Below are 25,928 nucleotides of genomic sequence, written 5' to 3'. Positions count from 1 at the left end.
TCTCTGGCGGGTAGTCGCCGTTGCTGCTTACAGTTTGTGAGCTTATGAGTCGTATAATATCATCATGGCTAATATAGTTGAGCCGGTTTATTATTTTGTGATAAATATGTCATTACTAATTAGATATGTCTTATTCATAAAATATTAATCTGTATATAAATAAGCGTATATGCTTGCTAATGAATATGATAGGCGAAATTAAATGTAAGGTTGTAGGTGAGGGTAATATAGACAGCGCCAGACAAGATAACGAATAAAGGATTTTTATGTACAGTAAACATACTCTGGTGTATTTACCCGCGCTGATGACTGCGGTATTTCTGCTTACCGGGTGCCCACCACCACCTGATCTAACTCAATGGCAGCGCCCTAATACCACGGTGGATGAGGTGCGCGTAGCAATGGGGCAATGTGGTATTCCTCTGCCAGGGCCTGAGCCAGATTTTACTGATAACGAAACGGCCCTGTATTACCAATGCATGGAACAAAAAGGTTTTACTTTTAAACACGGATTTAAAATTTGTGATGTGTACAAACAAACACCGGCCTGTATTAATAAGATACAGGGGTATCCATTAAGCTTGCAGCAACTCGAAGCCCTGCCTTTTGTCGCTGATAGTGGATTTCACCCTATTAAGGCAAGTTCAGGTGTCGATGAATCTTCGCTGATAAGTTGGCGTAAGGCAGGAGCTTCACTGCATTTTTCACACGCGCTTGATAATAACGCGGAGGCGTTACAAGTAATGTATCAATGTGGTTATCCACAACCACTGGGTTCAAATCCTTTCGATCCTACAATTAGAAAGGCCGCCGAAGTGCAGCGGTGCATGTTGGATAAAGGCTTTGAGCCCAAAAAGAAACTCGCTTTAGTTTGCCATAACTACCCACAAGTAACGGGTTGCCAGTAATGATATTTTCATTTTGCGGTGCTAAATACCGTAACATCCATACCGCTGGATATTCTGGTTTAGGCACATGTAAGAGTGGTTAGCTCAGGGAAAAATTCAGCCCTGGCTAATTCAGGGGCATATTTAGCTAAAATATCTTTAGACTCCCATCTATGACATAAAAAAACCACGCGATCGCGTGGTTTTAAAGTAATAACTGAAGCTTGTGGAGGCGAGAGTATTAGACGTTAAACAAGAAGTTCATCACGTCGCCATCTTTTACGATGTACTCTTTACCTTCTGAACGCATTTTGCCGGCTTCTTTCGCGCCTTGCTCACCCTTGTAGGTGATAAAATCCTCAAAGGCGATAGTTTGCGCGCGGATAAAACCTTTTTCGAAGTCAGTGTGAATTTTACCGGCAGCTTGTGGTGCAGTTGCACCTACTGGGATGGTCCAGGCACGCACTTCTTTTACACCGGCAGTGAAATAGGTTTGCAGATTCAGCAATTCATAACCGGCACGGATCACACGGTTCAGACCGGGTTCTTCAATACCTAACTCAGCCATAAATTCAGCACGGTCTGCATCTTCCAACTCAGCAATATCAGACTCAACAGCAGCACAAACGGCAACCACTACAGAACCTTCCGCCGCAGCGATGGCACGAACCTGATCCAAATATGGGTTGTTTTCAAAGCCATCTTCATTGACGTTAGCAATGTACATGGTTGGCTTCAGGGTCAGGAAACTCAGATAACGGATAGCGGCTTTATCTTCTGCAGTCAGGTTCAACGCACGCAGCATGCCAGCATTTTCTAAATGTGGCAGGCATTTTTCCAGCGCTTCCAGTTCCGCTTTAGCGTCTTTATCGCCGCCTTTGGCTTTCTTCTGAACACGATGCATCGCGCGTTCACAGGTTTCGAGATCAGAAAGCGCCAGTTCAGTATTGATGGTATCAATGTCATCAACTGGATCAACTTTACCAGCAACATGGATGATGTTGTCATTTTCAAAACAACGAACTACGTGACCAATTGCTTCAGTTTCACGGATGTTGGTCAGGAACTGGTTACCCAGGCCTTCGCCTTTGGATGCGCCTTTAACCAAACCTGCAATATCGACAAATTCCATGGTCGTTGGCAAGATGCGCTGAGGCTTAACAATCTCGGCCAGTTGGTCCAGACGCGGGTCCGGCATTGGCACCACACCCGTGTTGGGTTCAATGGTACAGAACGGGAAGTTAGCTGCTTCGATACCCGCTTGTGTCAACGCGTTGAACAGGGTGGATTTACCAACGTTAGGCAGGCCCACAATACCGCATTTGAATCCCATGTTTTATATCACCTTAAATAACTTAAAAATCAACTCGTTAGGGTTAACGTGCTGATGTAATCAAAATTTATATCGCCATTATACACATAATGATGATTTATCTCGATCATGCTGTTTCACCACCGCAAACGCTTATGCCGTAAGGGCAAGTAGGTAATTGATTTTTCTAACTCTGTGGCCAAGGTCACGCTTATGCTATCTGAAGTTTCCTGGGCAATGTCCGATAACTAACTATTACAGTCCGCATACTGAATTTGGATAGTTCCAATGGAAATGAGTATCTATAAATGGCTGATAGTCATCTTGTTCGCAGGCATGGTGGGTATTATGGGAATGCGCTTTCTAACGGCAGATGTTGAGCCTGCAGCACCTTCATTTGCCGAGTTAGTTGATCAGTATGGTGTAGAAATTGAAAATCACTCGGGCAAGAGCGTTAGGTATGTAGGATACAAAAAAAATACTCTTTATGAAGATTTCGACAGTATCCAGTTGAAATTTTCCGCAGTAACCGACAGGTTTGAACGCAGCCATGATCTGTCGGATAACAAAAGAAAGGCATCGGATTGGGATACGCTTTTCTGTACCGATAAACTGGGTGATATTGCGGATGAATATGATGGTAAAAGTAACAATTTTCTCGGGCGGGTGAGGGTGATATTCTCCGGTGTGGTGCTAACGGCTGAGGGGCAACAGGGAATTAATGCGCTGTGCAACAAAAATGAGTAACAGCTGGTACAGGCACCCCGGCTAATGCTCGTTCGCCGGGGAACCGGGCAAGTGTTATAGACTGGCCTTAAAGGAGTGCAGGCGATTCATAGCCTTGGTAATATCTTCTTTGAGCAGTATTTCAGTACAGCGGATAGATTCATCAATGGCATCGTCAATTAAGGTCTGTTCGCTGCTTGGCGGTTTACCTAAGACAAAACCAGTAACTTTGCTTTTATCACCCGGATGACCAATGCCGATGCGCAAACGGTAGAAATTAGGGTTATTCCCCAACCTGCTCTGAATATCTTTCAGGCCGTTATGACCACCGTTCCCACCCCCTAGTTTTAATTTAGCCACGCCCGGCGGGATATCCAACTCATCGTGCGCGACTAAAATCTCTTCCGGCAGGATACGGTAAAACCCAGCCATGGCGGCTACGGCCTTACCACTGAGATTCATAAAGGTAGAGGGTACCAGCAAGCGAACATCTTGCCCTGCCAGATTTAGCCTTGCAGTATAACCGAAGAATTTGCTCTCTTCTTTCAGTGGTTGATTATGGCGCTGCGCCAATAAGTCCACATACCAGGCACCCGCATTGTGGCGGGTTTGGGCATATTCAGCACCCGGATTTGCCAGCCCAACGATTAATTTAATACTGCTCACGTCGCCATTCGCTATAACTAAAGGAATTAAAGTGCCATAGTTTACCTGTCATGGGGCGTAATAACAAAACCAAGCGGTAATGGAAGTCGTAAGGGAGCTACGCGGCCCATCCTTCCTGTGGGGTTAATAGTTCAAGATGTGAATAGTTACCAATATGTATAATTCAAGTTTGATGCCAAATGTCTGGATTATGTAAAGATTTGTTGAAATATATCTGCCAGTTGTGATCACAAGCGCAATACCTTCATCACAAGCCTGACTATACTTAGTTATTAAGTGGACATGAATAATCGCATTAAGCAAGCAGTTTCCAGTGCTCGGCTCAGTGATTATTTATTGGCAACCTAAGTGGAGGTGGCATATGAAACGTAAAAGCGCAGCAATGGTTGGTAATGTGCTGATGGGATTAGGTTTGGTTACCATGGTCGGAGGGGTAGGTTACTCAATCCTGACCGAGGTTTCTCAACTGGGTCTACCGCAATTCTTTGCCCATGGTGCCGTAATGAGTATTTTCGTCGGTGCACTGTTGTGGTTAGTCGGCGCACGTATCGGTGGGCGTGAGGAAGTTGCAGATCGCTATTGGTGGGTTAAGCACTTTGACAAACGTTGTAATCGTAATCAGCGCCATTCATAGCAATTAACGAGCCATTAGCGGCTAATAATCGCGTAATAGCGGAGCTGCAAACATAGAACCTGTTTTTTTGGCTTTTAATTGAGCTAATGGTCAGGAGGGGTAAATAATGGCTCGACGAGCTATTAGACAAGAATTTACTGATCAAGGTGTTATTGATCAAGAGTAGAAAACCCGTTGTCGCATCTGCTTCAACGGGTTTTTCTTTATCTGCTTTAGCTCACGCATTATCTGCATCAGCTAATGCATTGCACAATATCAACTCGTTATGAATCCCGTTTGCAATGCCCACCAAGTGACCTGTCGCAAAAATAGCCTAACGGTTAACTGCGGCCAAATAGCACCGCAGGGATATCCACAACCTAATACTGATTAATGCTCAAACATCGCAGAGATAGACTCTTCATTGCTGATACGGCGGATAGCTTCAGCCAACATGCCAGACAGAGTCAGAGTACGTACATTTTTTAATGCCTTGATTTCAGCCGACAACGGGATCGTGTCACAAACAATCACTTCATCGATAACTGAATGTTTGATATTTTCAACCGCATTGCCAGAGAAGATCGGGTGAGTCGCGTAAGCAAATACACGCTTGGCACCACGTTCTTTCAGGGCTTCTGCTGCTTTACACAATGTGCCACCGGTATCGATCATATCGTCAACCAACACGCAGTCACGGCCAGCCACGTCACCGATGATGTGCATCACCTGAGAAACGTTAGCGCGTGGGCGGCGTTTGTCGATAATCGCCATATCAGTATCGTTTAGTAGTTTTGCAATGGCTCTGGCGCGAACAACGCCGCCGATGTCTGGAGAGACAACAATTGGGTTTTCCAGATTCTGCTGCAACATATCTTCCAGCAGGATTGGGCTACCAAATACGTTATCAACCGGAACATCAAAGAAGCCTTGGATCTGTTCAGCATGAAGATCCACTGTCAATACGCGGTCAACCCCAACACTTGAGAGAAAATCGGCAACAACTTTGGCAGTGATAGGTACACGGGCAGAACGCACACGGCGATCCTGACGAGCGTAACCGAAGTAAGGAATAACAGCAGTAATACGTCCTGCGGAGGCGCGACGCAGGGCATCAACCATGACAACCAGTTCCATCAGGTTATCGTTCGTGGGTGCGCAGGTGGACTGGATGATGAAAATATCACCACCGCGTACATTTTCGTTGATTTGCACGCTCACTTCGCCGTCGCTAAAACGACCTACAGCGGCGTCACCAAGACTGGTGTACAAACGGTTGGCAATACGTTGTGCTAGTTCCGGGGTGGCGTTACCAGCAAAAAGCTTCATATCAGGCACGAGAAGAACCTCAGGCATGCGTCCAGAGAAGATATTGTCATATCAGTAATCAGGGGCGATTATTCATACTGATTGCAATATACATACGGGTATTTAAAGCCCAAACACGGTGAATAACCGTCATCATTCAAATTACAGGTGTGTCGACTGCTCTCGTTCACCCGCATCACTCACTCATGTAAGTTCATCGGGATTCGCTCGTTTGCCGCTTTCCTATATCTTGAAATCTATTGGGTACAAAACAGTATTATGAACCGGCTTTCAATCAAGTGGGACAGGTATTTTCAGAACTCAAGGTGAGTAGAGCCATTACATCGGCCGTACTCACGCTGTAAATCGCTACCTGTGCTCACTGCTTTCAATTTTCCCAGAGCGTACACGATGCAGGGGCGAAACATTCACACCACGAGCAACAAAACCATGCAACCACTGCGGGGCAATACTTAACACCTGCCGGGCCGATGCTTCAGTGTCGAATTCTGCAAACACACAAGCGCCGGTTCCGGTAAGGCGTGACGGAGCGTATTCTAACAGCCATGAAAGAGCCTGTTCAACCTCGCGAAAACGTTTTCTTGCGATCGGTTCGCAATCATTTGCGTATGGAGTGCTTAAAAGCGCCGCCAGTGGGCGAACTGGCGTATTTCTTTTTAATTCAGGATCGGAAAAAATAATTGGTGTTGGGATGCTTACACCGGGGTGTGCGACCAAATACCACTTCTCTAAAGGCTCGGCTGGCTGCAATTTCTCGCCAATTCCTTCAGCAAAGGCCGCATGTCCACGAACAAACACCGGTACGTCGGCACCTAATGTTAGCCCGAGGGTGGCTAATTTTTCATCAGACAAACCACATTGCCACAGCAAATTGAGTGCAACCAACACCGTTGCCGCATTGGAAGAACCACCACCCAGTCCTCCCCCCATCGGCAAGCGTTTATCAATACTGATATCGGCCCCCCGAGGTATTTTTACCGCGCCGGGTTGTTGTTGTGAGTGTTGTTGCAGCAATCGTGCCGCTCGCATTATCAAGTTCTGCTCGTTGGCAACACCCGCAACTGGCGTTAATAAGCGAATCTGATTGTCATCTCGTGGCACAATAGTCAACTGGTCGCCATAATCGAGAAACTGGAACAGGGTTTGTAACTCATGATAACCATCAGCCCGTTGCCCGGTGATGTAAAGAAACAGATTTAATTTGGCCGGTGAGGGCCACACATGTTGCTGCGTGCTAACCATGTTATTTGACAGTCCAATTATCCATTTTTAGTTTAATTCGCTGCCCGCCCTGGCTCAGTTCCATGCGGCTTGGTAATGCTGGCGTCACTTGAGTATTGTATTCCTGATAATCCACCACCCACGTCATCCCATTTTGTTTATACGTCAGTTGCTTAAGGCGGTATTTATCATCAAGGATGAAGTCAGTGGTATCACCAGGTAACCCGAGAATCCATTGGCGTAGGCTTTCTAATGGAATGGACATCCCGGTCAACTTCTGAATCATTTCTTGTGGGTCATCACTGACATAGCGTTTACCTTGATTATCAGTTAACTGGGTCACGCCGGGTTGTACCACTAATTCCAGTTCCGTGCTGCCCAACGGGTTGGTCAGTAATAGGCGATAACGCTCAGGTGCGGTTTGCTGCCAGAAAAAACGCGCATAGACTTTTTGTTTTTCAGAGATATAGGCAAAAGCACCCCGCGTCTGGAATTGGCTCAATTGCTGTAATTGTTGCTCATGTTGACGCCACTGTGGCGATGTTGGGCTGGTCGCTGGCCCTGTCGGTGGGGTGGTGCTACAGGCAGCCAGTAACAGTGTTGCTAAAGGGAGCAGGCGATAAAAACTGATTTTATACATCGACATATGGCTATAAATCCTATCGGCCGCAGGGTTTTCACTGGCGACGCGTCTTTGATGAGGTCATTTCGATAAGTAATCATTATTGATAAAACAAATCATTTGATACGTAGCTTATTGGTATCTGAGGTGCTCACGCTAACGGGCTGAAGGCCTAGCGTCAATATCTTGTTCTATTTTGTACTGGGTCTACACAATATTGTTGTACAACAGATAACCAAATTATGACCATAATGTATGATAATAGTTAGGATATTGCACTGTGACTTTTATTGAACCCGCGCATCAAGTAGAATGCGGTTCAGACGAGAATCCATACTAACATCAGTATTACTCGAAGCCGTTCTCATGACTCTGCTCGCATTAGGCATTAATCACAAAACTGCTCCTGTATCGTTACGTGAACGGGTGACATTTTCACCGGAATCGATCGATCAGGCGCTTGTCAGCTTGCTCCAACAACCGTTGGTGCAGGGCGGTGTCGTATTGTCTACGTGTAACCGGACTGAGTTGTACCTCAGCGTAGAACAGCAAGAAAATCTGCATGAACAACTTATCGCCTGGCTGTGTAGCTATCACAAACTCAGCCCGGATGAAGTGAGAAAAAGTCTGTATTGGCATCACGGAAATGACGCAGTCAGTCATTTAATGCGCGTTGCCAGCGGGTTAGACTCGTTGGTCTTAGGCGAGCCACAAATCTTGGGGCAGGTGAAAAAGGCCTTTGCTGAATCTCAGCGTGGTCAATCATTGTCTGGTGAGTTGGAGCGCTTGTTCCAAAAATCTTTCTCGGTGGCCAAGCGAGTTCGGACAGAAACAGAGATCGGTGCCAGTGCCGTTTCGGTGGCTTTTGCTGCCTGTACCCTGGCGCGTCAGATATTTGAGTCGCTTTCTGAACTGAATGTGTTGTTGGTTGGTGCCGGGGAAACCATTGAGCTGGTGGCACGTCATCTGCGTGAACATCAAGTCAAGCATATGATTATCGCTAACCGTACCCGTGAGCGAGCACAAGTGCTAGCGACAGAAGTGGGGGCCGAAGTGATCACGTTGCCGGAAATTGATGCCCGGCTGGCCGATGCCGATATCATTATCAGTTCAACTGCCAGCCCACTGCCTATTATTGGTAAGGGGATGGTCGAACGTGCGTTGAAAAGCCGCCGCAATCAGCCGATGCTGTTTGTCGATATCGCCGTACCACGGGATATCGAACCGGAAGTGGGTAAACTGTCTAATGCCTATTTATACAGTGTTGATGATTTACAAGCGATAATTCAACACAATATGGCGCAACGTCAGGCCGCTGCAGTACAGGCCGAATCGATAGTACAGCAGGAAAGCATGAATTTTATGGCCTGGCTCCGTGCGCAAGGAGCGGTTGAAACTATTCGTGATTATCGCTCTCAGGCCGAACAGGTTCGCAGTGAAATGACGGCTAAAGCCTTGGCCGCCATTGAGCAGGGCGCTAGTGTAGAACAAGTGGTGAATGAATTGGCCCATAAGCTCACTAACCGCCTGATTCATGCTCCTACCAAATCCCTCCAGCAAGCCGCCAGCGATGGCGATATGGAGCGGTTACAATTATTACGCGACAGCCTCGGGCTGGATCAGCATTAGTTTCCTCTAATTACAGGGTTTAAAACCACGGATGAAGTCTTCTATTGTTGCCAAACTGGAAGCGTTACAAGAGCGCCACGAAGAAGTGCTGGCGTATCTTGGCGATGCCAGCGTTATTGCCGATCAAGACCGTTTCCGCGCGTTGTCACGTGAATATGCGCAATTGACGGATGTCACCCGCTGTTTTAAAGAATGGCGCAGCGTGCAAGATGATCTCGAAGCCGCAGAAATGATGCTGGAAGATCTTGAAATGCGCGAAATGGCTCAGGAAGAATTGAAAGAAGCAAAAGCGCGCAGCGAAGAACTGGAACAGCAGTTGCAAGTGCTGCTGTTACCCAAAGACCCTGATGATGAGCGCGATTGTTTTCTGGAAATCCGTGCAGGAACCGGTGGTGATGAAGCGGCTATTTTTGCCGGTGATATGTTCCGCATGTACAGCCGTTATGCCGAAGCGCGTCGCTGGAAAGTTGAAATCATGAGCGCCAGTGAAGGCGAGCATGGTGGGTATAAAGAAGTGATTGCCAAGGTTTCCGGTGATGGAGTGTTTGGTCAGTTGAAATTCGAGTCAGGTGGTCACCGTGTGCAACGTGTGCCTGAAACCGAATCACAAGGGCGTATTCATACATCTGCTTGTACCGTCGCGGTAATGCCCGCTATTCCTGAAGCCGAAATGCCAGAAATCAATGCCGGTGATTTACGTATTGATACTTTCCGCTCGTCAGGTGCCGGTGGTCAGCACGTTAACACTACCGATTCGGCAATCCGTATCACCCATATTCCAACGGGTTTGGTGGTGGAGTGCCAGGATGAGCGCTCACAGCATAAAAACAAAGCCAAAGCGATGTCGGTGTTGGGTGCACGTATCCGTGCCGCTGAAATGCAAAAACGCCAATTAGCAGAAGCGTCCGAGCGCCGTAATTTACTTGGTTCTGGTGACCGTTCTGATCGTAATCGGACCTATAACTTCCCGCAGGGCCGTGTGACAGATCATCGGATTAACCTGACCCTCTATCGTTTGGATGAAGTGATGGAAGGCAAGCTGGATATGCTGATTCAGCCGATTGTGCAGGAATATCAAGCTGACCAGCTCTCTGCGTTGTCAGAGCAAGATTAATGGACTATCAGCAGTGGCTGTCGCTGGCGGCAGCCCGTTTCAGCCAGAGTGACAGCCCCAAGCGCGATGCCGAGATTCTGTTGAGTTTTGTCACCGCAAGGGCGCGAACTTATGTGTTGGCGTTTGGAGAGACCGAGCTGGCAGCCGATCAGTTACAGGTATTAGAGCAACTGGCAACCCGGCGTGAGCAGGGGGAACCCATTGCTTACCTGGTCGGGGAGCGCGAGTTCTGGTCACTACCTCTGAGTGTCTCTTCTGCCACGCTTATTCCACGCCCTGACACCGAATGTTTGGTTGAGCAGGCGTTGGCGCTTCTGCCAGTCACTCCTTGCCGTATTCTGGATTTAGGTACTGGTACCGGTGCTATTGCTTTAGCGTTGGCCAGTGAGCGGCCAGACTGTGCTGTGGTGGGTGTGGACATCCAAGCCGATGCTGTTGCTCTGGCTTGCCATAATGCAGAAAAACTTGCGATAGAGAATGTGTGTTTCTTGCAAAGTAGCTGGTTTGACACGGTCAGTGGGCGGTTTGCGCTGATTGCCAGCAATCCTCCTTATATTGATGCTAATGACCCCCACCTTAACGAAGGCGATGTTCGCTTTGAACCACACAGTGCACTCGTCGCACCTGCCGAAGGTATAGCTTCGCTGGATGAAATTATCCGCCGGGCACCTGCTTATTTAGAGGCTGGTGGCTGGTTATTGTTGGAACATGGTTGGCAACAGGCCGATGCAGTACAGAAATTACTTAACACCGCCGGATTTAGTGCTGTAATGACGCATAAAGATTATGGTAATAATGATCGTGTTACTGTGGGGCAATGGATCGCCTAATCAAGAAAAGTCCGATTTTTGGATGGCATTTATTCTGCAACGAATAAAAAAAGCGACAAATAACTAACGTAAATAAGGAAGCGAGAGTCATGTGGGTTGATTACATCGCCATGAAGTATTTGCATTTACTCACAGTGGTTATCAGTATTACGCTGTTTGTATTACGTTTCTTTTGGAAATGTCGCGGTTCAGCTATGATGGACAAACGCTGGGTAAAAATAACACCGCATATTAATGATACGCTGTTATTTGTCAGCGGCATTGTGCTGATTTTTATTACCGGGTTTTACCCTTTCAGTCCACAAGGAACATGGCTGACTGAAAAGCTGTTTGGCGTTATTATCTATATCCTGCTTGGCTATGTCGCATTAGGTAAGCGAACCCGCAGCCAGAATCGTCGCTGGCTTGCCTTTATACTCGCATTGGGTTGCCTGTATTTAATTGTCAAACTGGCAACAACTAAGTTACCACTGCTGATGGGATATCTATGAGTAGCATTGCTGATTTTGAATTTAACAACGCGTCCCTGTGTGATGGGGTGCTACTGGTTACCCAGGAGATTCGACAAAATTTTCCACTGGCTGATGTACGCAAGCAATTGCAGCAGCTCGTTGATGATGCACGGGCTGCGATGCCCGCCGATCTCAATCAGGATCAGCAATTAGAAGTGCTTATTGATCTGTTTTACCGTAAATGGAAATTTGGTGGCGCTGGTGGCGTTTATCGCCTGTCCGACGCGATCTGGCTTGATAAAGTGTTGGATAAACGCCAAGGGACTCCGGTATCGTTGGGCGTTATTTTCTTACATATCGCCCATCAATTGGATCTGCCTTTGATGCCAGTTATCTTTCCCACTCAATTAATTCTTCGAGCTGATTGGCTAGATGAAGAAATGTGGCTGATTAACCCGTTGAACGGTGAAACACTCAACGAGCATGTGCTGGAAGTGTGGATCAAGGGCAACCTTGGTTTGAGTGCTGAACTGGAAGATGAAGATCTGGAAGAGGCAGAAAACACGCTGATTGTGCGCAAAATGCTTGATACCTTGAAAGCGGCATTAATGGAAGAAAAACAGATGGAATTGGCATTGCGCGCCAGTGAAGCGGTATTGGCTTTTGATCCCGATGACCCCTATGAAATCCGCGATCGCGGCCTGATTTATGCCCAATTGGATTGCAACCATATCGCCATCTCTGATTTAAGCTATTTTGTTGAACAGTGCCCTGAAGATCCAATTGCTGAAATGATAAAAATGCAGATCCACTCCATTGAGCAACAGCGAGTGACATTGCACTGATTTCTTTTATACAGCGGTTATGTGGCAATCACATTTTGCCGCATAAATCGTTGTAATTAATCTCGATTTACCCTTTATAAAGGTATTAGTATGAAACAGAAAGTGGTTAGCATTGGCGATATCAACGTAGCGAACGACCTGCCTTTCGTGCTGTTTGGTGGCATGAATGTGCTTGAGTCGCGCGACCTGGCGATGCGCATCTGCGAACATTATGTCACGGTGACCCAAAAGTTGGGCATTCCTTATGTGTTCAAAGCCTCGTTCGACAAAGCCAACCGTTCTTCAATTCATTCTTACCGTGGTCCCGGCCTGGAAGAAGGGATGAAAATTTTCCAAGAGCTGAAACAACAGTTTGGCGTTAAAATCATCACCGATGTGCATGAAGCCAGCCAGGCAAAACCGGTATCCGAAGTCGTTGATGTTATTCAATTGCCAGCATTTTTAGCTCGTCAAACTGATCTGGTTGAGGCCATGGCCCGCACTGGCGCGGTTATCAACGTGAAAAAACCTCAGTTTGTTAGCCCTGGGCAGATGGGGAATATTGTCGATAAATTTAAAGAAGCCGGCAATGATCAGGTCATCTTATGTGATCGTGGCAGTAACTTCGGTTATGACAATCTGGTGGTTGATATGTTAGGTATCAACGTTATGGTCCAGGCTACTGGCGGTCATCCGGTTATTTTCGATGTGACACACGCATTGCAATGCCGTGATCCGTTTGGTGCCGCCTCCGGTGGTCGCCGTGCTCAAGTGGCTGAATTGGCGCGTGCTGGTATGGCCGTTGGTTTAGCAGGGCTGTTTATCGAAGCGCACCCAGAGCCTAACAGCGCCAAGTGTGATGGCCCATCAGCCTTGCCATTAGACAAGCTGGAGCCGTTCCTGGTGCAGATGAAAGCTATCGACGACTTGGTGAAGAGTTTCCCTGTGTTGGATACCAGCAAGTAACAAGTATTTACGCATAAAGTCTTAATCGAAAAAAGGCAGTGTAGTTACCTACGCTGCCTTTTTTGATACCCGTATCGCTAACTCAAACGTACTAGCTTCTCACGCGTAAAGCCTCTAGCGCCTCTGGCAGTGATCCATAAAAACTCAACTTGCCTTCAATTGGCTGCACTCTGGCTCTTGCCAGCGTCTTCAGCGGCTGGAAAGGAATATCAGTGATAACGAGTTGTTGTTGCTCACTCAGCGCCTCTGTGAAGCGCAGGAACGCATTTAGGCCACCGGCATCCAGAACCGGTACCGCATCCCATTGCAAAATAATGGTCTGATAATTCTCACTGCGGCTGAGTAATTCATTAAATATCCGCTCTGCGGCAGCGAAAAACAGCGGCCCGTTCACTCGCAAAACCAATGTATGCTCATCAACTGCTGCGGGTATCTCACTCAGGCGCGTCATGCGGGCAATACGCCGCATAAACAGCAGTGAGGCCAACACAATACCTACGGTTATTGCGATCACCATGTCGAATAATACCGTTAGGCTCATGCACAGCAACATCACGATAATGTCATCTTTAGGCGCTCGGCGTAGTAGGTCGACGACTTTATGTGCCTCGCTCATATTCCAGGCCACAATCAGTAGCAGGGACGCCATCGCTGCTAAGGGCAGATAAGACAACATCGGTGCCAGCACCAGTAAGGCCAGCAGGACTAACAGTGCGTGGATAATGGCTGATACCGGAGAGGTTGCGCCAGCGCGAACATTAGCCGCAGAACGAGCAATGGCGGCGGTCGCAGTGATCCCGCCAAAGAACGGTGCGACCATATTCCCCAGTCCTTGCCCCACTAACTCACTGTTGGAGTGATGCTTTTGTCCCGTCATGCCATCCAACACTACCGCGCAGAGTAACGATTCAATTGCTCCCAGCATTGCCATGGAAAAGGCTGCAGGCAGTAATGCAGAGAAGGTTGCCCAATCCAATACAAATGGCTGACCATTGGCGGCAGGTAAATTCCACGGTAAGACAAATTGCGGCAGTATTGGCGGAATACCGTGGCCTTGGGTACCATCGGCCAGTAAATAGCCAAAGCGCGAACCGATAGTCGCCACTTGATGATCAAATAGGGATAACACCGCCATGACGGCAGTACCCGCAACCAATGCCGGTAAGTGACCCGGTAACTTTAGTTTTAACCGTGGCCAGAGAATTAATACCAGCAGGGTGACGGTTGCAATTAACGTATCACTGAGGTTGATGGTTGGCATGGCCTGTGCCAGAGCGGCAACCTTGCCGACATAATTTTCCGGCACTGCTGTTAGGTGCAGACCAAAAAAATCTTTTACCTGCATGGTGGCAATGGTGATACCAATGCCAGAGGTAAAACCGAGGGTGACTGACAGCGGGATATATTCAATCAATCGGCCAAGTCGCCCCAAGCCCATAAATAATAGAAATATACCGGAGATCAGTGTCGCCAGGAGTAAACCCGCTAAACCAAACTGCTGTGATACGGGATAGAGAATAACCACAAAAGCGGCAGTTGGGCCGGATACGCTGTAACGGGAACCGCCGCTAACAGCAATGACAATACCCGCGATAGCTGAGGTATATAAGCCGTACTGTGGTGGGACACCACTGGCAATCGCCAGTGCCATCGCCAGTGGGATAGCAATAATACCGACTGTAACACCGGCAATTATATCTTTTAGAAGCCTTTGAAAGGTATAGGTTTCTCGCCAGCAAGCGTCTATAAGCGCGCTGAACGGCCTAATGCCGTTAATTCCGTGCGTTTTCATCTAAGGTGCGAACCAAATAAAGAAAAGACAAAATAAATGGCGGGCCAGTAAGGGTCCGTCTCGAAGTAGCAGAACACAACGATACGCCAATTAGACGACTAAGATCTAGATGTATATCAATCTCAGCCGGAAAATTAGATAACTGCTGGTTTTATGAGAGGGTGGAAATCAACGGATTCATGGTAGGCCAGTGAATTTCTTCTGTGATTAAATGAAAAGTGGTTATTATCGCCCCTAGCTCTTTCTTTTGGCCCCAAGCATCGGAAACTGAATTATAGGCATCCAGTTCAGAGGGTTATCCTGTGTGTACCGCTGAACTAGTGTGATGAGTAGATATCTTGTTACATGAATGGAATAGCTGGCCTCATAATGAAATTATTCAAGAATAAAACCAGCCTCACAGCTAAGATTTGAGTTAGGAACTGTGACTATTAATCAGAATCAACTTTTAGGATTTCCAATGAATAAATTCAACGTAAAATGTGATTTAATATTGGTGGTAAATCAGCCAAACCGATGCCAGTCAACATCCACGCTGAGGATTCAAAGGATTGATACAACGCCATGAGCGAATTAGAGTCTCTCTCGACACTATACCGGGATGCATGTGTTACCTATGCTACTCTCTCAATCAGTTATTTCGCCTTAAGTAGGAATAGTGCATTTTCTTACAATGGGGACGTTTGGAAACGTATTCTATTTGGTCTCACATCGGGGCTGGTTTCACTTTATCTGAATCAGGATCAGTGGGTGATTTCAGGTACATTTTTCTATAGTTTCGAATTGATTCCGATTATTTTGGTCACCTTCTATGGTGGGTGGTTAAGTGGCTTGACTGCATTGTTAATTAATTTTGCTTTCACAGGCTGGCTTACACTCGATAATATACTCATAACCATAATATTTATTCCGCTCATACTGTCGCGAGTATGGGAGAAAAAAAGTAATCGTATTTTTTATACCACAATCTTCGCTATCGCGATTTATCGTATAGTTGCTGCTCTATTCGTTGTCCCGCATACGCTGTCCTGGGCTCCGATCGTGGTTTATCAACTGATTTCCGCGCTCTGTCTGGCGATTTGTTACCATGCGCTGAATTTTAAAGAGCGCCATATCTACGCTTATTTTTCGATGAAAAATCGGGTCAATATCGATAAATTGACCCAGTTAAATAACCGGTCAAGTATCGATTATCGTTTAACGGCAATTCACAACAGTCGCCAGGCGTGTGGCTTACTGATTCTGGATCTTGATCATTTTAAGTCGGTAAATGATACCTATGGTCATAATGGTGGTGATTTACTTCTGACAGAAGTGGGGAAGTTATTGACTTCAAGCATTCGTGATGAGGATTTTGTTGGCCGTTATGGTGGTGAAGAGTTTATCGTTATAACCCGCCGCCACGAACCACAAACGATTAAAGCGGTTGCGGAACGAATTCGTCAACAAGTTGAAAATCTGGCGGTGGTTTTGCCTGATGGCCGTAAAATTAAGGCCACGATATCGATAGGCGCTTCACTTTATTTGCCAGGGATGTCGATGCTAAAAGCATTGAAAATGACCGATGAAGCACTCTACCAAGCGAAGAAACAAGGGCGTAATCAAGTTGTGTACAGCCGACTAATGCCATTTTCCCCATTGGGAGACAACATAAATAAAGAAAAGCGCCGCCGCAAGTCGTAGTGCTAAAAATCCCTTATTAACACAAAAGAAAAAGGCCCTGACTTTCGTCAGAGCCTTTTGCTCGAATATGGCGGTGAGAGAGGGGTTCGAACCCTCGATACACTTACGCGTATACACACTTTCCAGGCGTGCTCCTTCAGCCACTCAGACACCTCACCGTTATGTTACCGCGCTACGCACTGCAACGGGGCGGTACTATAAGGACCGGCAGGCTGATGGTCAAGAAGTATTTATCCGTTGTCATTCATCTGGTTATTCTGCGTGCACATAGCGTAAATCACAGACAAACCTGAGGGGCTAACGCCACTCTTTTGCCTGTAGTGGTGAATCAACCATCACATAATCGGCACCTAAATCTTTAGCTAATTGATAATCTTTGGCAGAATTTATGCCGATCAGCATGATTTTCGCATCTTCATTGTCCTTGAAACAGTCCATGGCCTGTTGATTCCAAACCAATTGGGTCCGGGTTGTCCCTTTACCCAAGGTGAATTTCTCCACAACTTTCACATCGCGTCTTAATTCAAAAGCATAATGCCTATTCTGACTGCTAATGAATGAATTACCCTTATTTTTGGCGATAATGCACTTATCTGCCATAATTGCATTCGCCAATATTTTACGGGTTTTATTACGTGACTCGAATTTACTTATATAATCAGGTAGCGCATCAAGATATTTTTTCTCCGTGGAATAGAAAACAAGGCGGTCAGGTGACAGAATATTCCCCCTCATTTCTGTTATGGCACTTGCTAGTATTTTGGGATCGGCGTCAGGGGATTTTATATCAATAGTGAATTTTGCTTGTGGGAATGATAATAACATATGATGTAATGAGGGGATCTTCACTCCCCAGCCGCGAAATACATATTGATCGTTACTTTTAAAATGATAGGCAGCATCCAATAACTGTAACTCTTCCCAAGAGTGGTCAGAGACAAGGCCGCTACCGTCAGTCAGTTCACTCAAGTCCTTGGGCCGGTATAACACCAAAACACCATCTTTACTGAGTTGGACCGAGACCCAAATAATATCGGCATCATTTGATAGGGCTTTACTGATGGCATATCGAGTATTCTCTGGGAAATCGGCTGTTCCTGCCCGGTGAGCAACAATTAAGGGCGAGGCTGATAGTGGGCTAATACACAACGTTAATAATAAATAAATAAAATAAAATCGATTACGTTTCAATTTACACCTCGATAGTTGCTATTGAGTATTTGAAATACGTCTTATCTTGTAGCATGTAAATTTGAAGTGAAATAAAACAATTAATAATAGGGGTGTTTAATAAAGTGGTTGTGTTTATACCGTCATACTTCAAGCTGCATGTAGCGTTGGCTACGCTCAACAACCCGAATCGCTTACAAATGTAAGTTCATCAGGATTAATGAGCCTCATCCTACGGGCTAGCATAAGTGCTGTTCAAATCGGTTCCCGACCGATTTGTATTTCGTTTTCCGCCTTCCTGCAACTCGAATTATTTAAGGTATATATGTCTGAAACGACATTCGGCAGGAAATAAAGCTATTTGAAGACAAAAAAAAACGGCAATCGATAACAGCCAGATATGAAACCAGACATGTTATCGATTGCCGCTTCGTTTGCTGTAGAGACCGACGCTCATCTACTGGCAAAATATGGCGGTGAGGGAGGGGTTCGAACCCTCGATACGCTTACACGTATACACACTTTCCAGGCGTGCTCCTTCAGCCACTCAGACACCTCACCGTGTTACAACAATCTACTGTGTTACAACAATCAACCGTGTTAACGCGGTCGACCGGCGTAATGTAGGCAAAACTATGTCCAGCGTCAACCCTCTTATGTTGGCTTTGTTACTGTTTAGCTAAAGTTACAACAGTTTGCTGATTTCATCGGCATTTATTGCGGGTAGCACTTGCATCTGATAGTTAATCGCGGAAATCTAGCAGGTACTTTCGCAAGGAGCTGGCAAATAATGAATATTATTTTTTATCACCCGTTTTTTGAAGCAAAACAGTGGTTGTCAGGCATCGAATCTCGCTTACCCTCGGCGAAAATTAGGCAATGGCGGCGTGGCGATACACAACCAGCGGATTATGCCCTTGTCTGGCAGCCGCCTCATGAAATGCTCGCCAGGCGCGTTGACCTGAAAGGTATTTTTGCATTAGGGGCGGGGGTGGATGCTATTTTGGACCAAGAGCGCCGCTATCCAGGCACATTACCCACTGGAGTGCCGTTGGTACGTTTGGAAGACTCAGGCATGTCAGTACAAATGCAGGAATATGTTGTTGCTAATGTATTGCGATATTTCCGCCGAATGGATGAGTATCAACTGCAACAACAGCAAAAAATGTGGCAACCGTTGGAGCCGCATCAACATGATAACTTTACCGTAGGTATTCTTGGGGCTGGGGTTTTAGGAAAGAGTGTGGCCCACAAATTAGCTGAGTTTGGTTTTACTGTGCGCTGTTGGAGCCGAACACCAAAACAGATTGACGGTGTAACCAGTTTTGCGGGTAACGAGAAATTACCGGCATTCCTGCAAGGAACACAATTGTTGATTAATTTGCTACCTAATACCCCTGAAACGGTAGGTATTCTGAATCAATCACTGTTTTCACAACTGAATAACCGTGCTTATGTCATCAACATTGCGCGTGGCGCACATTTATTAGAGCGTGACCTATTGGCTGCAATGCGTGCTGGGAAGATCGCGGCGGCAACCTTGGATGTCTTTGCCGAGGAGCCATTACCGCCGATGCATCCTTTCTGGACCCACCCACGTATTACTATTACACCGCATATTGCAGCAATAACGCTGCCGGAGGCGGCGATGGATCAAGTGGTTGCCAATATTCATGCCATAGAAGCAGGAAGAGTGCCGGCGGGCCTGGTTGATGTGGTACGTGGTTACTGATTTACATACTGACTCGGTTTGATTGGATATAGTGATAGCCCTGCAAGTAAGGGCTTTTAGCGCTGCTGATGAGAAGAATTCCTGCTATCATTATCGGTCTATGCTTTACCTGCAAAAAAGCCATCCTGCCTTAAAAGATTTTGTGGAGTAGTCATGTATCCTGTTGATTTACATATGCATACCATCGCCAGTACCCATGCTTATAGCACCCTGCACGATTACATTGCCGAAGCTAAGTTAAAAAATATTAAGCTGTTCGCCATTACAGACCATGGCCCGGATATGGCTGATGCCCCGCATTACTGGCACTTTATGAATATGCGTGTCTGGCCACGGTTGGTGGATGGCGTGGGTATTTTGCGTGGTATTGAGGCCAATATTAAGAATCTGGACGGTGATATCGATTGTACCGGTCCGATGCTTGATGCTATAGACCTGCTGATTGCTGGCTTCCATGAGCCTGTATTTCCGCCACAAGACAAAGCCGCCAATACTCAGGCGATGATTGCGGCGATGGCACAGGGGAATGTGCATATCATTAGCCACCCGGGGAATCCTAAATATCCTGTTGATATTCCAGCTATTGCTGAGGCTGCGGCAAAATACAATGTGGCGTTGGAATTGAATAACTCATCCTTTACACATTCACGCAAGGGTAGCGAGGCGAATTGCCGGGCGATTGCCGAAGCGGTTCGTGATGCTGGTGGCTGGTTGGCATTAGGCTCTGACTCCCATATCGCCTATTCGTTGGGAATGTTCGAGCATTGTGAACGGATTATTACTGGGGTTAATTTCCCGCAAGATCGTATTTTGAATGTTAGCCCGCGTCGGTTGCTGAATTACCTTGAGCAACGTGGTGGCCCGGTAATTACTGAGTTGGCAGATTTATAAAACATATTAATACGATAAGATGTGACGTTGTCACATATCATTTGAAAGTTTATAAGACACAGGAAGATGTAAATGAATGATTTCTCTCTGGTATGCCGGGTTCTCGGGTCACTGTTTTACCGCCAACCACAAGATCCGTTACTGGAACCCCTGTTTGAGCTGATAAGTCAGGGAAAATTAGAGCAGCATTGGCCACTAGAGCAAAGTGAACTTCTGGTGCGTTTGCAACAAGACTATCAGCCTCAGGCTGTAGCTGCTGACTATAACGCGTTGTTTGTCGGCGACGACCGTAGCGTCTCACCTTATGGTAGCGATTATGAGGATGCTTGCCCAGAAGCTGAGGTTAGAGCATTTTTACAGCAACGCGGGATGCCATTGGGTGACGGGCCAACGGATCATTTTGGCGGATTATTACTGGCTGCCTCTTGGCTGGAAGATCAGGCGGCGGAAGATGAAGTTGTGGCCCAAATCGCACTGTTTAATGACTATTTACTGCCCTGGTGTGGTCGTTTTCTCGGCAAAGTAGAAGCCCATGCCACCACCGGTTTTTATCGGACGTTGGCACAGTTGAGCCGCGAAGCGTTGCAAGCGATGTGGGATGAGTTGTCTGAAGATGCTCCACTTTGAGGATTTATCCGTTGGCTGTCTTGCTGCAACTCCAATGATGTTTGATATCAGTGAAGATGCAGCAGACTATCTCGTGTAAACCTCGACGTGCAGTCAGTTAGTCAGTCAGTGGGATGACTAACTGGCCTGGTTTCACTTCTAAACCTTTTGCCAGCTTTTTCGCCATTCCCTCTGCTTTACTCTTTTCACTGTCCAACACATAGGCAGGTTGCTGATCAAAGTAGGATTTCAATGACTGGTTCAGATAAGGTGCCAGTGCTTTCATCACTGAATCCATTTTCTCTGGCTTAACCGTATAATCAGTCAATTCCATATCTTTCAGGAAGATAGCGCCTTTTTCACGATCGAATGTTGGCTGCGCTTTTAGGGTTAGCGTCATATCAGCGCTTTGTGGCCCAAGGATCGAGGTAATATCTACTTTGGCATTACCGGTTAACGTAACTTTGCCAGGTTCTGCGCGGCCAATCTGGCTCTGTAATTGTGTCAAGGTAATGTGAGCGTCAACCAAACCGGGTATGCCAATCTGCTTTTCATAGTTATTGTGTTTTTGCAGATATTCATTGATTTCCTGCTCACTCAATGTGTATTGAGTTAATTGGTTACAGCCGACCAGAGTAGTGGTCACGATCAGCGCAGCAGCGCCCCACGTTAATGTCTTCATCAAAGCCTCATAGCAATATGTACTGAACAAACAAAATAGATTCGTCAAATCAAACCAGCCAAACAGGCCCAATAGTAACCGGTTAATCCACAGTTTTGTATTATTAACCGTATTTGTTCAGCCAGTGTTCAGGATAACGGACAATAATGCGGCGGTGTGGGGCACAGGCCAATCAGATAAGCCTGAATTACAGCTTATGTGAAAATAATAGAAAGTGATGCCGGAGGGCTTGGCTACTCCGGCGATAGTGCTAACGGCAGAAGGGTACTAACGACAGAATCGTGTTAACTGCCACTCAGCATGGCTGACTCAATGCGGCGCTGATTAAACTGCCAATAAAGCCCCACCAACGTCACTAATCCAATAATCCCCAGCAGGAACCACGGTAACTCCGGCATTTCCAGCGTGCGGCCGGTATCGTACATCCACCCGCCGCCGGTATAGCCTAATGCGCCACCCAGTGCCAAACCTAAACGGCTAAAGCCCATGTAGCTGCCACGGGCGCGGGAATCGGCCAGCGAAGCCCCCAGCGTTTCACGCGCCGGTTCAGCAATAATTGAACCCATGTAAAAGAAACAAATAAACATAAACAGTGTTTGCAGATGGGAGATCAAGCCGATCGGGAATAGGCTTAATGTCATGATTAATAGCCCAAACATCAGGCGTTGTTCAAGGCGAAAACGTTTTTCGCTCCAGCGAGCAAGCGGATAAAGCAATGTCAGAGAAAGTGCGGCCTCAATGGCGTACATCCATTTTACGGCTGCCGGTGATCCTGCAATTTCATTTACCACGATTGGTAGCATGAGCATCACCTGTACTGACAGCATGTAATAGCCTGTTAGCGTCAGGACGTAAGTCACAAAGCGGCGATCACGTAGTACCCGCATCAAACCTTCTTTCATTGGTGCGCGCACAGTGGAAATGCGGTACGCGGGCAGCAACCAAAGGTTCCAACCTGCCGCCAAAATGAAGATTACTGCGCCGGTCCAACAGACAAAATGGAAGTCGTATTGCAGCAACCAACTGCCGATCAATGCGCCGATCACCGCACCGGCACTGTCTTGCATCATCAGCAGGGAGTAAAAACGGCCACGTTCATGGGGGCGGGTTAACTTGATAACCAACGCAGTTCGCGGCGGATCAAATAGAGTGCCACCTAAGCCAGACAGCGCGCAAGCGAGCAGGAGTATCCAAGGTTCATCGGCCATTGCCATAAATGCGAAGCCAGCAGCGCGCATCAGCATACCGGTGACAATCATTGGCTTGGCACCAAAACGGTCAGCAATCGCCCCACCAAAGATGCCTAAGCCCTGTTGGACAAGTTGCCTTAATCCTAAGGCAAGACCAACGAGCACCGCAGCCCAACCCAGTTGATCGACAAATCGGATAGAGATGAGTGGGAAGACAACAAAGAAGCCCAACACAACTAATAAGTTATCAAGCAATAAAAAATACTTACCCAAGCTCCGAGCTTGCGATACCAAGGCCATGCTTCACCGTCAGAAATTAAATAGGGAGGGAATAAAAAATACGCTTATAGTTTGTACCCAAATTGCCAGAAACGATAGAGGCTAGATTGATAATATTTTTTTATCGTCAATACGTTATCTCATCAAAAATTCATAATAATATGTATTTTGGCGCTTTAGCTGCGTGATTTCATTGTGCCCCTGTATGCAAAGTTTGCAAGGGTGGTTTTACGCAGGGTATGAGCAACAGGTATATTGAACTAAAAGATTGTCGCTAAATTAAGTACAGAGTGCAGCCCAAGGGGAGCAGATGTTCGGCTATCATTCAGCAACACCTAAAATACGCCTGACGACGGACCGTATGTCATTGCGGTTGGTTTATGAACGTGATGCTTACCGCATGGCGGAGTATTACGCTGAAAATCAGGTATTTCTCAAACCGTGGGAGCCGGTACGCGATCAAAGCCACTGTATGCCTTCCGGTTGGCAGGCGCGGCTGGGAATGATCATGGAGCTGCAAAAACAGGGGAGTGCCTACTATTTTATTCTGCTGGACCCCGAAGAGAAAGAAGTGCGTGGGGTGGCGAATTTTAGCAATATATTGCGAGGTTCGTTCCATGCCTGTTTTCTGGGCTATTCACTAGGTGAGCGCTGGCAGGGGCAGGGTTTAATGTTTGAAGCGTTGCAGCCGCTGATTCGCTATATGCAGCGGCAGGAACGGATGCACCGTATCATGGCTAATTATATGCCGCACAATCATCGCAGTGGCAAGTTACTGGAACGCCTCGGTTTTGAGCGTGAAGGTTACGCCAAGGATTATTTACTGATTGATGGTCAGTGGCGCGATCATGTGCTGACTGCTTTGACTAATAAAGAATGGACGCCAACTCGCTGAGGTCAGGATGAAACACAGTTTAAACGCACTGGAAGCCAGAGTTATTGGCTGTTTGCTAGAAAAACAAGTGACAACACCGGAGCAATATCCGATGTCGCTCAATGGTGTGACCGTCGCCTGTAATCAGAAAACCAACCGTGAACCGGTGATGGAGTTATCTGACTCAGAAGTCCAGCAGACACTGGATTTCTTGCTCAAAAAACACCTTATCCGCACCCAGAGCGGTAACCGAGTAATGAAGTACGAGCACCGCTTTTGCAATTCAGAATTTGGCAACCTAAAGTTCTCATCCGCTGAGTTGGCGGTGATTACCACGCTATTATTGCGTGGTGCACAAACACCTGGAGAGTTGCGTACCCGTACTAACCGGATGCATGAGTTTGCTGATGTTACTGAAACGGAAGAGGTATTAAACCAACTGGCAATCCGCGAAGATGGGCCATTTGTGGTGCGTTTGGCCCGTGAGCCGGGTAAACGTGAAAGCCGTTTTATGCATCTTTTTAGTGGTGATGTGGCCCCGGCATCAGCAATAGCAGAGAATGCTGAGGGGGAAAGCAGCGCCCTTGAGGAAAGAGTTGCCCAACTTGAACGGCAAGTGATCGCACTGACACGTCGGCTGGATGAAGTATTGATTCAGTTGGATGATTAATAAGGATCCTATGGAAAAGCTACGTATTGGTATTGTCGGCTTGGGCGGTATTGCGCAGAAAGCCTATTTACCTATCTTGACTCAAGCACGGGACTGGCAACTGGTTGGTGCGTTCTCCCCCAATCAAGTCAAAGCGCAACCCCTGTGTGACAGCTATCGTATGCGCTATTTTTCTCGATTAGATACGTTAGCTGCTGAATGCGATGCTATTTTTGTTCACAGCAGTACTGCCAGCCATTTTAAAGTGGTAAGTGAACTGTTGCAGGCAGGGATTCATGTTTATGTCGATAAGCCGTTGGCCGAAACACTTGAGCAATCAGAACAATTGATAGCGCTGGCCGCGAAACGGCGTTTGGCACTGATGGTCGGGTTTAATCGACGTTTTGCTCCGCTCTACCAGCAGCTTAAACAACAAGTCATCCACCCGGCATCGCTGCGGATGGAGAAACATCGCCAGAACAGTGTGGGCCCGAATGATCTGCGCTTTACCTTGCTTGATGATTATCTGCATGTGGTGGATACCGCACTGTGGCTTGGTGGCGAGGCGGCAAGGCTCCTAAGTGGAACGGTTCAGACAAATGCTCTGGGGCAGATGTTGTATGCAGAACACCATTTCCAAGCGGGGAATGGTCTGATAACCACCAGTATGCACCGCCAGGCAGGGACACAGCGCGAAAGTGTGCAAGCAGTTAGTACCGGAGCCTGCTACCAGATAAACAACATGAGCCATTGGCAGCAGGAGTCTGATGGGCAGGTGCTAAGTTTGCCTGCACCCAGTTGGCAAACCACGTTAGATCAGCGTGGCTTTACTGGAGCAGTGCAGCATTTTATTGATGCAGTAAGCAACCAAACGGCACCACAAGTTTCGGGCGACCAGGCTATTTATGCACAACGGATGATAGAACAAATTATATCGCAGGGTACTGTTCAATAAGTCGGTAATGCAGATCATTACGGTGCAAAAAGCGGGCTAAGTCAGTAATTTGTTACACCTTGCGATGGATATTCATCGCCGGATACGTAGACTGGCGGCTGTGTTCAAACCGTTTCAGGGGCACCTTAATTTTGGCACCTCAACAATTGGGTAGAAGCAACGCCTGCTAATGCAGGCGTTGATATTTACGACGTATTAAAAAATAGATCGGAAAACAGATCAGAACCCCATATC

General features: G+C 46.9%; 25 protein-coding genes and 2 tRNA genes. 16 read left to right on the top strand and 11 right to left on the bottom strand.

The window, feature by feature from the left end; translation table 11 throughout:
- The first annotated feature begins 266 nt into the window (after positions 1–266).
- Positions 267–908, top strand: a complete 642-nt coding sequence (locus A6J67_RS15865; protein ID WP_050297473.1) for a hypothetical protein — start codon at positions 267–269, stop codon at positions 906–908.
- A 220-nt stretch (positions 909–1,128) separates the two neighbouring features.
- On the opposite strand, the gene ychF is transcribed toward A6J67_RS15865, so the two are convergent.
- On the bottom strand, positions 1,129–2,220 hold the full coding sequence (gene ychF / locus A6J67_RS15860) for a redox-regulated ATPase YchF (RefSeq protein WP_005185140.1): 1,092 nt from the start codon (positions 2,218–2,220) through the stop codon (positions 1,129–1,131).
- A 267-nt stretch (positions 2,221–2,487) separates the two neighbouring features.
- On the opposite strand from ychF, the gene A6J67_RS15855 reads away from it, so the two are divergent.
- Positions 2,488–2,946 (top strand): hypothetical protein, encoded by a 459-nt coding sequence (locus A6J67_RS15855; RefSeq protein WP_005185145.1) that lies wholly within the window; start codon positions 2,488–2,490, stop codon positions 2,944–2,946.
- A gap of 54 nt (positions 2,947–3,000) precedes the next feature.
- Here A6J67_RS15855 and pth read toward each other — a convergent pair whose 3' ends face one another.
- Positions 3,001–3,591, bottom strand: coding sequence for an aminoacyl-tRNA hydrolase (gene pth / locus A6J67_RS15850; protein WP_005185149.1), 591 nt, complete (start codon positions 3,589–3,591; stop codon positions 3,001–3,003).
- 361 nt (positions 3,592–3,952) lie between these two features.
- Here pth and ychH point away from each other — a divergent pair, with 361 nt between their 5' ends.
- Entirely contained in the window at positions 3,953–4,225 is a 273-nt protein-coding gene (gene ychH / locus A6J67_RS15845) for a stress-induced protein YchH (RefSeq protein WP_005185151.1), read from the top strand.
- A 369-nt stretch (positions 4,226–4,594) separates the two neighbouring features.
- Here the strand turns inward: ychH and prs are convergent, their stop codons facing one another.
- From prs to lolB, 3 genes are all read right to left on the bottom strand, one after another.
- Complete coding sequence (gene prs / locus A6J67_RS15840) at positions 4,595–5,542, bottom strand: ribose-phosphate diphosphokinase (protein ID WP_004390739.1); 948 nt, start codon at positions 5,540–5,542, stop codon at positions 4,595–4,597.
- A gap of 339 nt (positions 5,543–5,881) precedes the next feature.
- A complete protein-coding gene (gene ispE / locus A6J67_RS15835; protein WP_050297472.1) occupies positions 5,882–6,775 on the bottom strand; it encodes a 4-(cytidine 5'-diphospho)-2-C-methyl-D-erythritol kinase in 894 nt (297 codons plus the stop codon).
- A gap of 1 nt (position 6,776) precedes the next feature.
- Positions 6,777–7,400 carry a lipoprotein insertase outer membrane protein LolB gene (gene lolB, locus A6J67_RS15830; protein ID WP_050297471.1) on the bottom strand — a complete coding sequence of 208 codons (624 nt, stop codon included), beginning with the start codon at positions 7,398–7,400 and terminating at the stop codon, positions 6,777–6,779.
- A gap of 342 nt (positions 7,401–7,742) precedes the next feature.
- On the opposite strand from lolB, the gene hemA reads away from it, so the two are divergent.
- The 6 genes from hemA (at position 7,743) to kdsA (ending at position 13,191) form a co-directional block, all read left to right on the top strand.
- Positions 7,743–9,005, top strand: a complete 1,263-nt coding sequence (hemA, locus tag A6J67_RS15825) for a glutamyl-tRNA reductase (protein ID WP_005185160.1) — start codon at positions 7,743–7,745, stop codon at positions 9,003–9,005.
- 31 nt (positions 9,006–9,036) lie between these two features.
- The gene (gene prfA / locus A6J67_RS15820) at positions 9,037–10,119 is read left to right on the top strand and encodes a peptide chain release factor 1 (RefSeq protein ID WP_005185162.1); all 1,083 of its coding nucleotides are present in this window, start codon (positions 9,037–9,039) and stop codon (positions 10,117–10,119) included.
- On the top strand, positions 10,119–10,949 hold the full coding sequence (gene prmC / locus A6J67_RS15815; protein WP_032906318.1) for a peptide chain release factor N(5)-glutamine methyltransferase: 831 nt from the start codon (positions 10,119–10,121) through the stop codon (positions 10,947–10,949). Before prfA ends, prmC begins: the two co-directional genes overlap by 1 nt.
- A gap of 89 nt (positions 10,950–11,038) precedes the next feature.
- Positions 11,039–11,440, top strand: a complete 402-nt coding sequence (locus A6J67_RS15810) for a SirB2 family protein (RefSeq protein WP_005185164.1) — start codon at positions 11,039–11,041, stop codon at positions 11,438–11,440.
- Positions 11,437–12,246 (top strand): invasion regulator SirB1, encoded by an 810-nt coding sequence (gene sirB1, locus A6J67_RS15805; RefSeq protein WP_032906319.1) that lies wholly within the window; start codon positions 11,437–11,439, stop codon positions 12,244–12,246. Before A6J67_RS15810 ends, sirB1 begins: the two co-directional genes overlap by 4 nt.
- Before the next feature lie 90 nt (positions 12,247–12,336).
- Positions 12,337–13,191 (top strand): 3-deoxy-8-phosphooctulonate synthase, encoded by an 855-nt coding sequence (kdsA, locus tag A6J67_RS15800; protein ID WP_005185168.1) that lies wholly within the window; start codon positions 12,337–12,339, stop codon positions 13,189–13,191.
- Between the two features lie 91 nt (positions 13,192–13,282).
- Here kdsA and dauA read toward each other — a convergent pair whose 3' ends face one another.
- Positions 13,283–14,983 (bottom strand): C4-dicarboxylic acid transporter DauA, encoded by a 1,701-nt coding sequence (gene dauA, locus A6J67_RS15795; protein WP_050287901.1) that lies wholly within the window; start codon positions 14,981–14,983, stop codon positions 13,283–13,285.
- 564 nt (positions 14,984–15,547) lie between these two features.
- On the opposite strand from dauA, the gene A6J67_RS15790 reads away from it, so the two are divergent.
- Complete coding sequence (locus A6J67_RS15790; protein ID WP_042569680.1) at positions 15,548–16,666, top strand: GGDEF domain-containing protein; 1,119 nt, start codon at positions 15,548–15,550, stop codon at positions 16,664–16,666.
- A 68-nt stretch (positions 16,667–16,734) separates the two neighbouring features.
- On the opposite strand, the gene A6J67_RS15785 is transcribed toward A6J67_RS15790, so the two are convergent.
- The 3 genes from A6J67_RS15785 to A6J67_RS15770 form a co-directional block, all read right to left on the bottom strand.
- Positions 16,735–16,824, bottom strand: a tRNA-Ser gene (locus A6J67_RS15785).
- Between the two features lie 139 nt (positions 16,825–16,963).
- Positions 16,964–17,857, bottom strand: coding sequence for a glycerophosphodiester phosphodiesterase family protein (locus A6J67_RS15780; protein WP_050297469.1), 894 nt, complete (start codon positions 17,855–17,857; stop codon positions 16,964–16,966).
- A gap of 450 nt (positions 17,858–18,307) precedes the next feature.
- Positions 18,308–18,397, bottom strand: a tRNA-Ser gene (locus A6J67_RS15770).
- Between the two features lie 229 nt (positions 18,398–18,626).
- Here A6J67_RS15770 and ghrA point away from each other — a divergent pair.
- From ghrA to A6J67_RS15755, 3 genes are all read left to right on the top strand, one after another.
- On the top strand, positions 18,627–19,568 hold the full coding sequence (ghrA, locus tag A6J67_RS15765) for a glyoxylate/hydroxypyruvate reductase GhrA (protein WP_005185180.1): 942 nt from the start codon (positions 18,627–18,629) through the stop codon (positions 19,566–19,568).
- Positions 19,569–19,721: 153 nt separating this feature from the next.
- A complete protein-coding gene (locus tag A6J67_RS15760; RefSeq protein ID WP_005185182.1) occupies positions 19,722–20,459 on the top strand; it encodes a phosphatase in 738 nt (245 codons plus the stop codon).
- Positions 20,460–20,531: 72 nt separating this feature from the next.
- A complete protein-coding gene (locus A6J67_RS15755) occupies positions 20,532–21,086 on the top strand; it encodes a molecular chaperone (protein WP_050297468.1) in 555 nt (184 codons plus the stop codon).
- A 97-nt stretch (positions 21,087–21,183) separates the two neighbouring features.
- Here A6J67_RS15755 and A6J67_RS15750 read toward each other — a convergent pair whose 3' ends face one another.
- Both A6J67_RS15750 and mdtH read right to left on the bottom strand, forming a co-directional pair.
- A complete protein-coding gene (locus tag A6J67_RS15750) occupies positions 21,184–21,747 on the bottom strand; it encodes a lipoprotein (RefSeq protein ID WP_042569684.1) in 564 nt (187 codons plus the stop codon).
- Positions 21,748–22,031: 284 nt separating this feature from the next.
- A complete protein-coding gene (gene mdtH / locus A6J67_RS15745) occupies positions 22,032–23,237 on the bottom strand; it encodes a multidrug efflux MFS transporter MdtH (protein ID WP_005185188.1) in 1,206 nt (401 codons plus the stop codon).
- Between the two features lie 289 nt (positions 23,238–23,526).
- Between mdtH and rimJ the strand changes: the two genes are divergently transcribed.
- Genes rimJ through A6J67_RS15730 form a run of 3 tightly spaced genes read left to right on the top strand, consistent with a single transcriptional unit; the run spans position 23,527 to position 25,694 of the window.
- Positions 23,527–24,111: a ribosomal protein S5-alanine N-acetyltransferase gene (gene rimJ, locus A6J67_RS15740; RefSeq protein WP_005185191.1), complete on the top strand. Its 585-nt coding sequence runs from the start codon at positions 23,527–23,529 to the stop codon at positions 24,109–24,111.
- Between the two features lie 7 nt (positions 24,112–24,118).
- On the top strand, positions 24,119–24,760 hold the full coding sequence (locus tag A6J67_RS15735) for a YceH family protein (RefSeq protein WP_050297467.1): 642 nt from the start codon (positions 24,119–24,121) through the stop codon (positions 24,758–24,760).
- Positions 24,753–25,694 (top strand): Gfo/Idh/MocA family protein, encoded by a 942-nt coding sequence (locus A6J67_RS15730; RefSeq protein WP_032906322.1) that lies wholly within the window; start codon positions 24,753–24,755, stop codon positions 25,692–25,694. The genes A6J67_RS15735 and A6J67_RS15730 overlap by 8 nt, the downstream gene beginning before the upstream one ends.
- Positions 25,695–25,928: the final 234 nt, after the last annotated feature.

Origin of the sequence: Yersinia sp. FDAARGOS_228 (assembly GCF_002073315.2) — a bacterium.
Classification (GTDB): domain Bacteria; phylum Pseudomonadota; class Gammaproteobacteria; order Enterobacterales; family Enterobacteriaceae; genus Yersinia; species Yersinia intermedia.
Note: the sequence above shows the minus strand (reverse complement) of the source record. Positions and strands in the feature narration are given on the sequence as shown.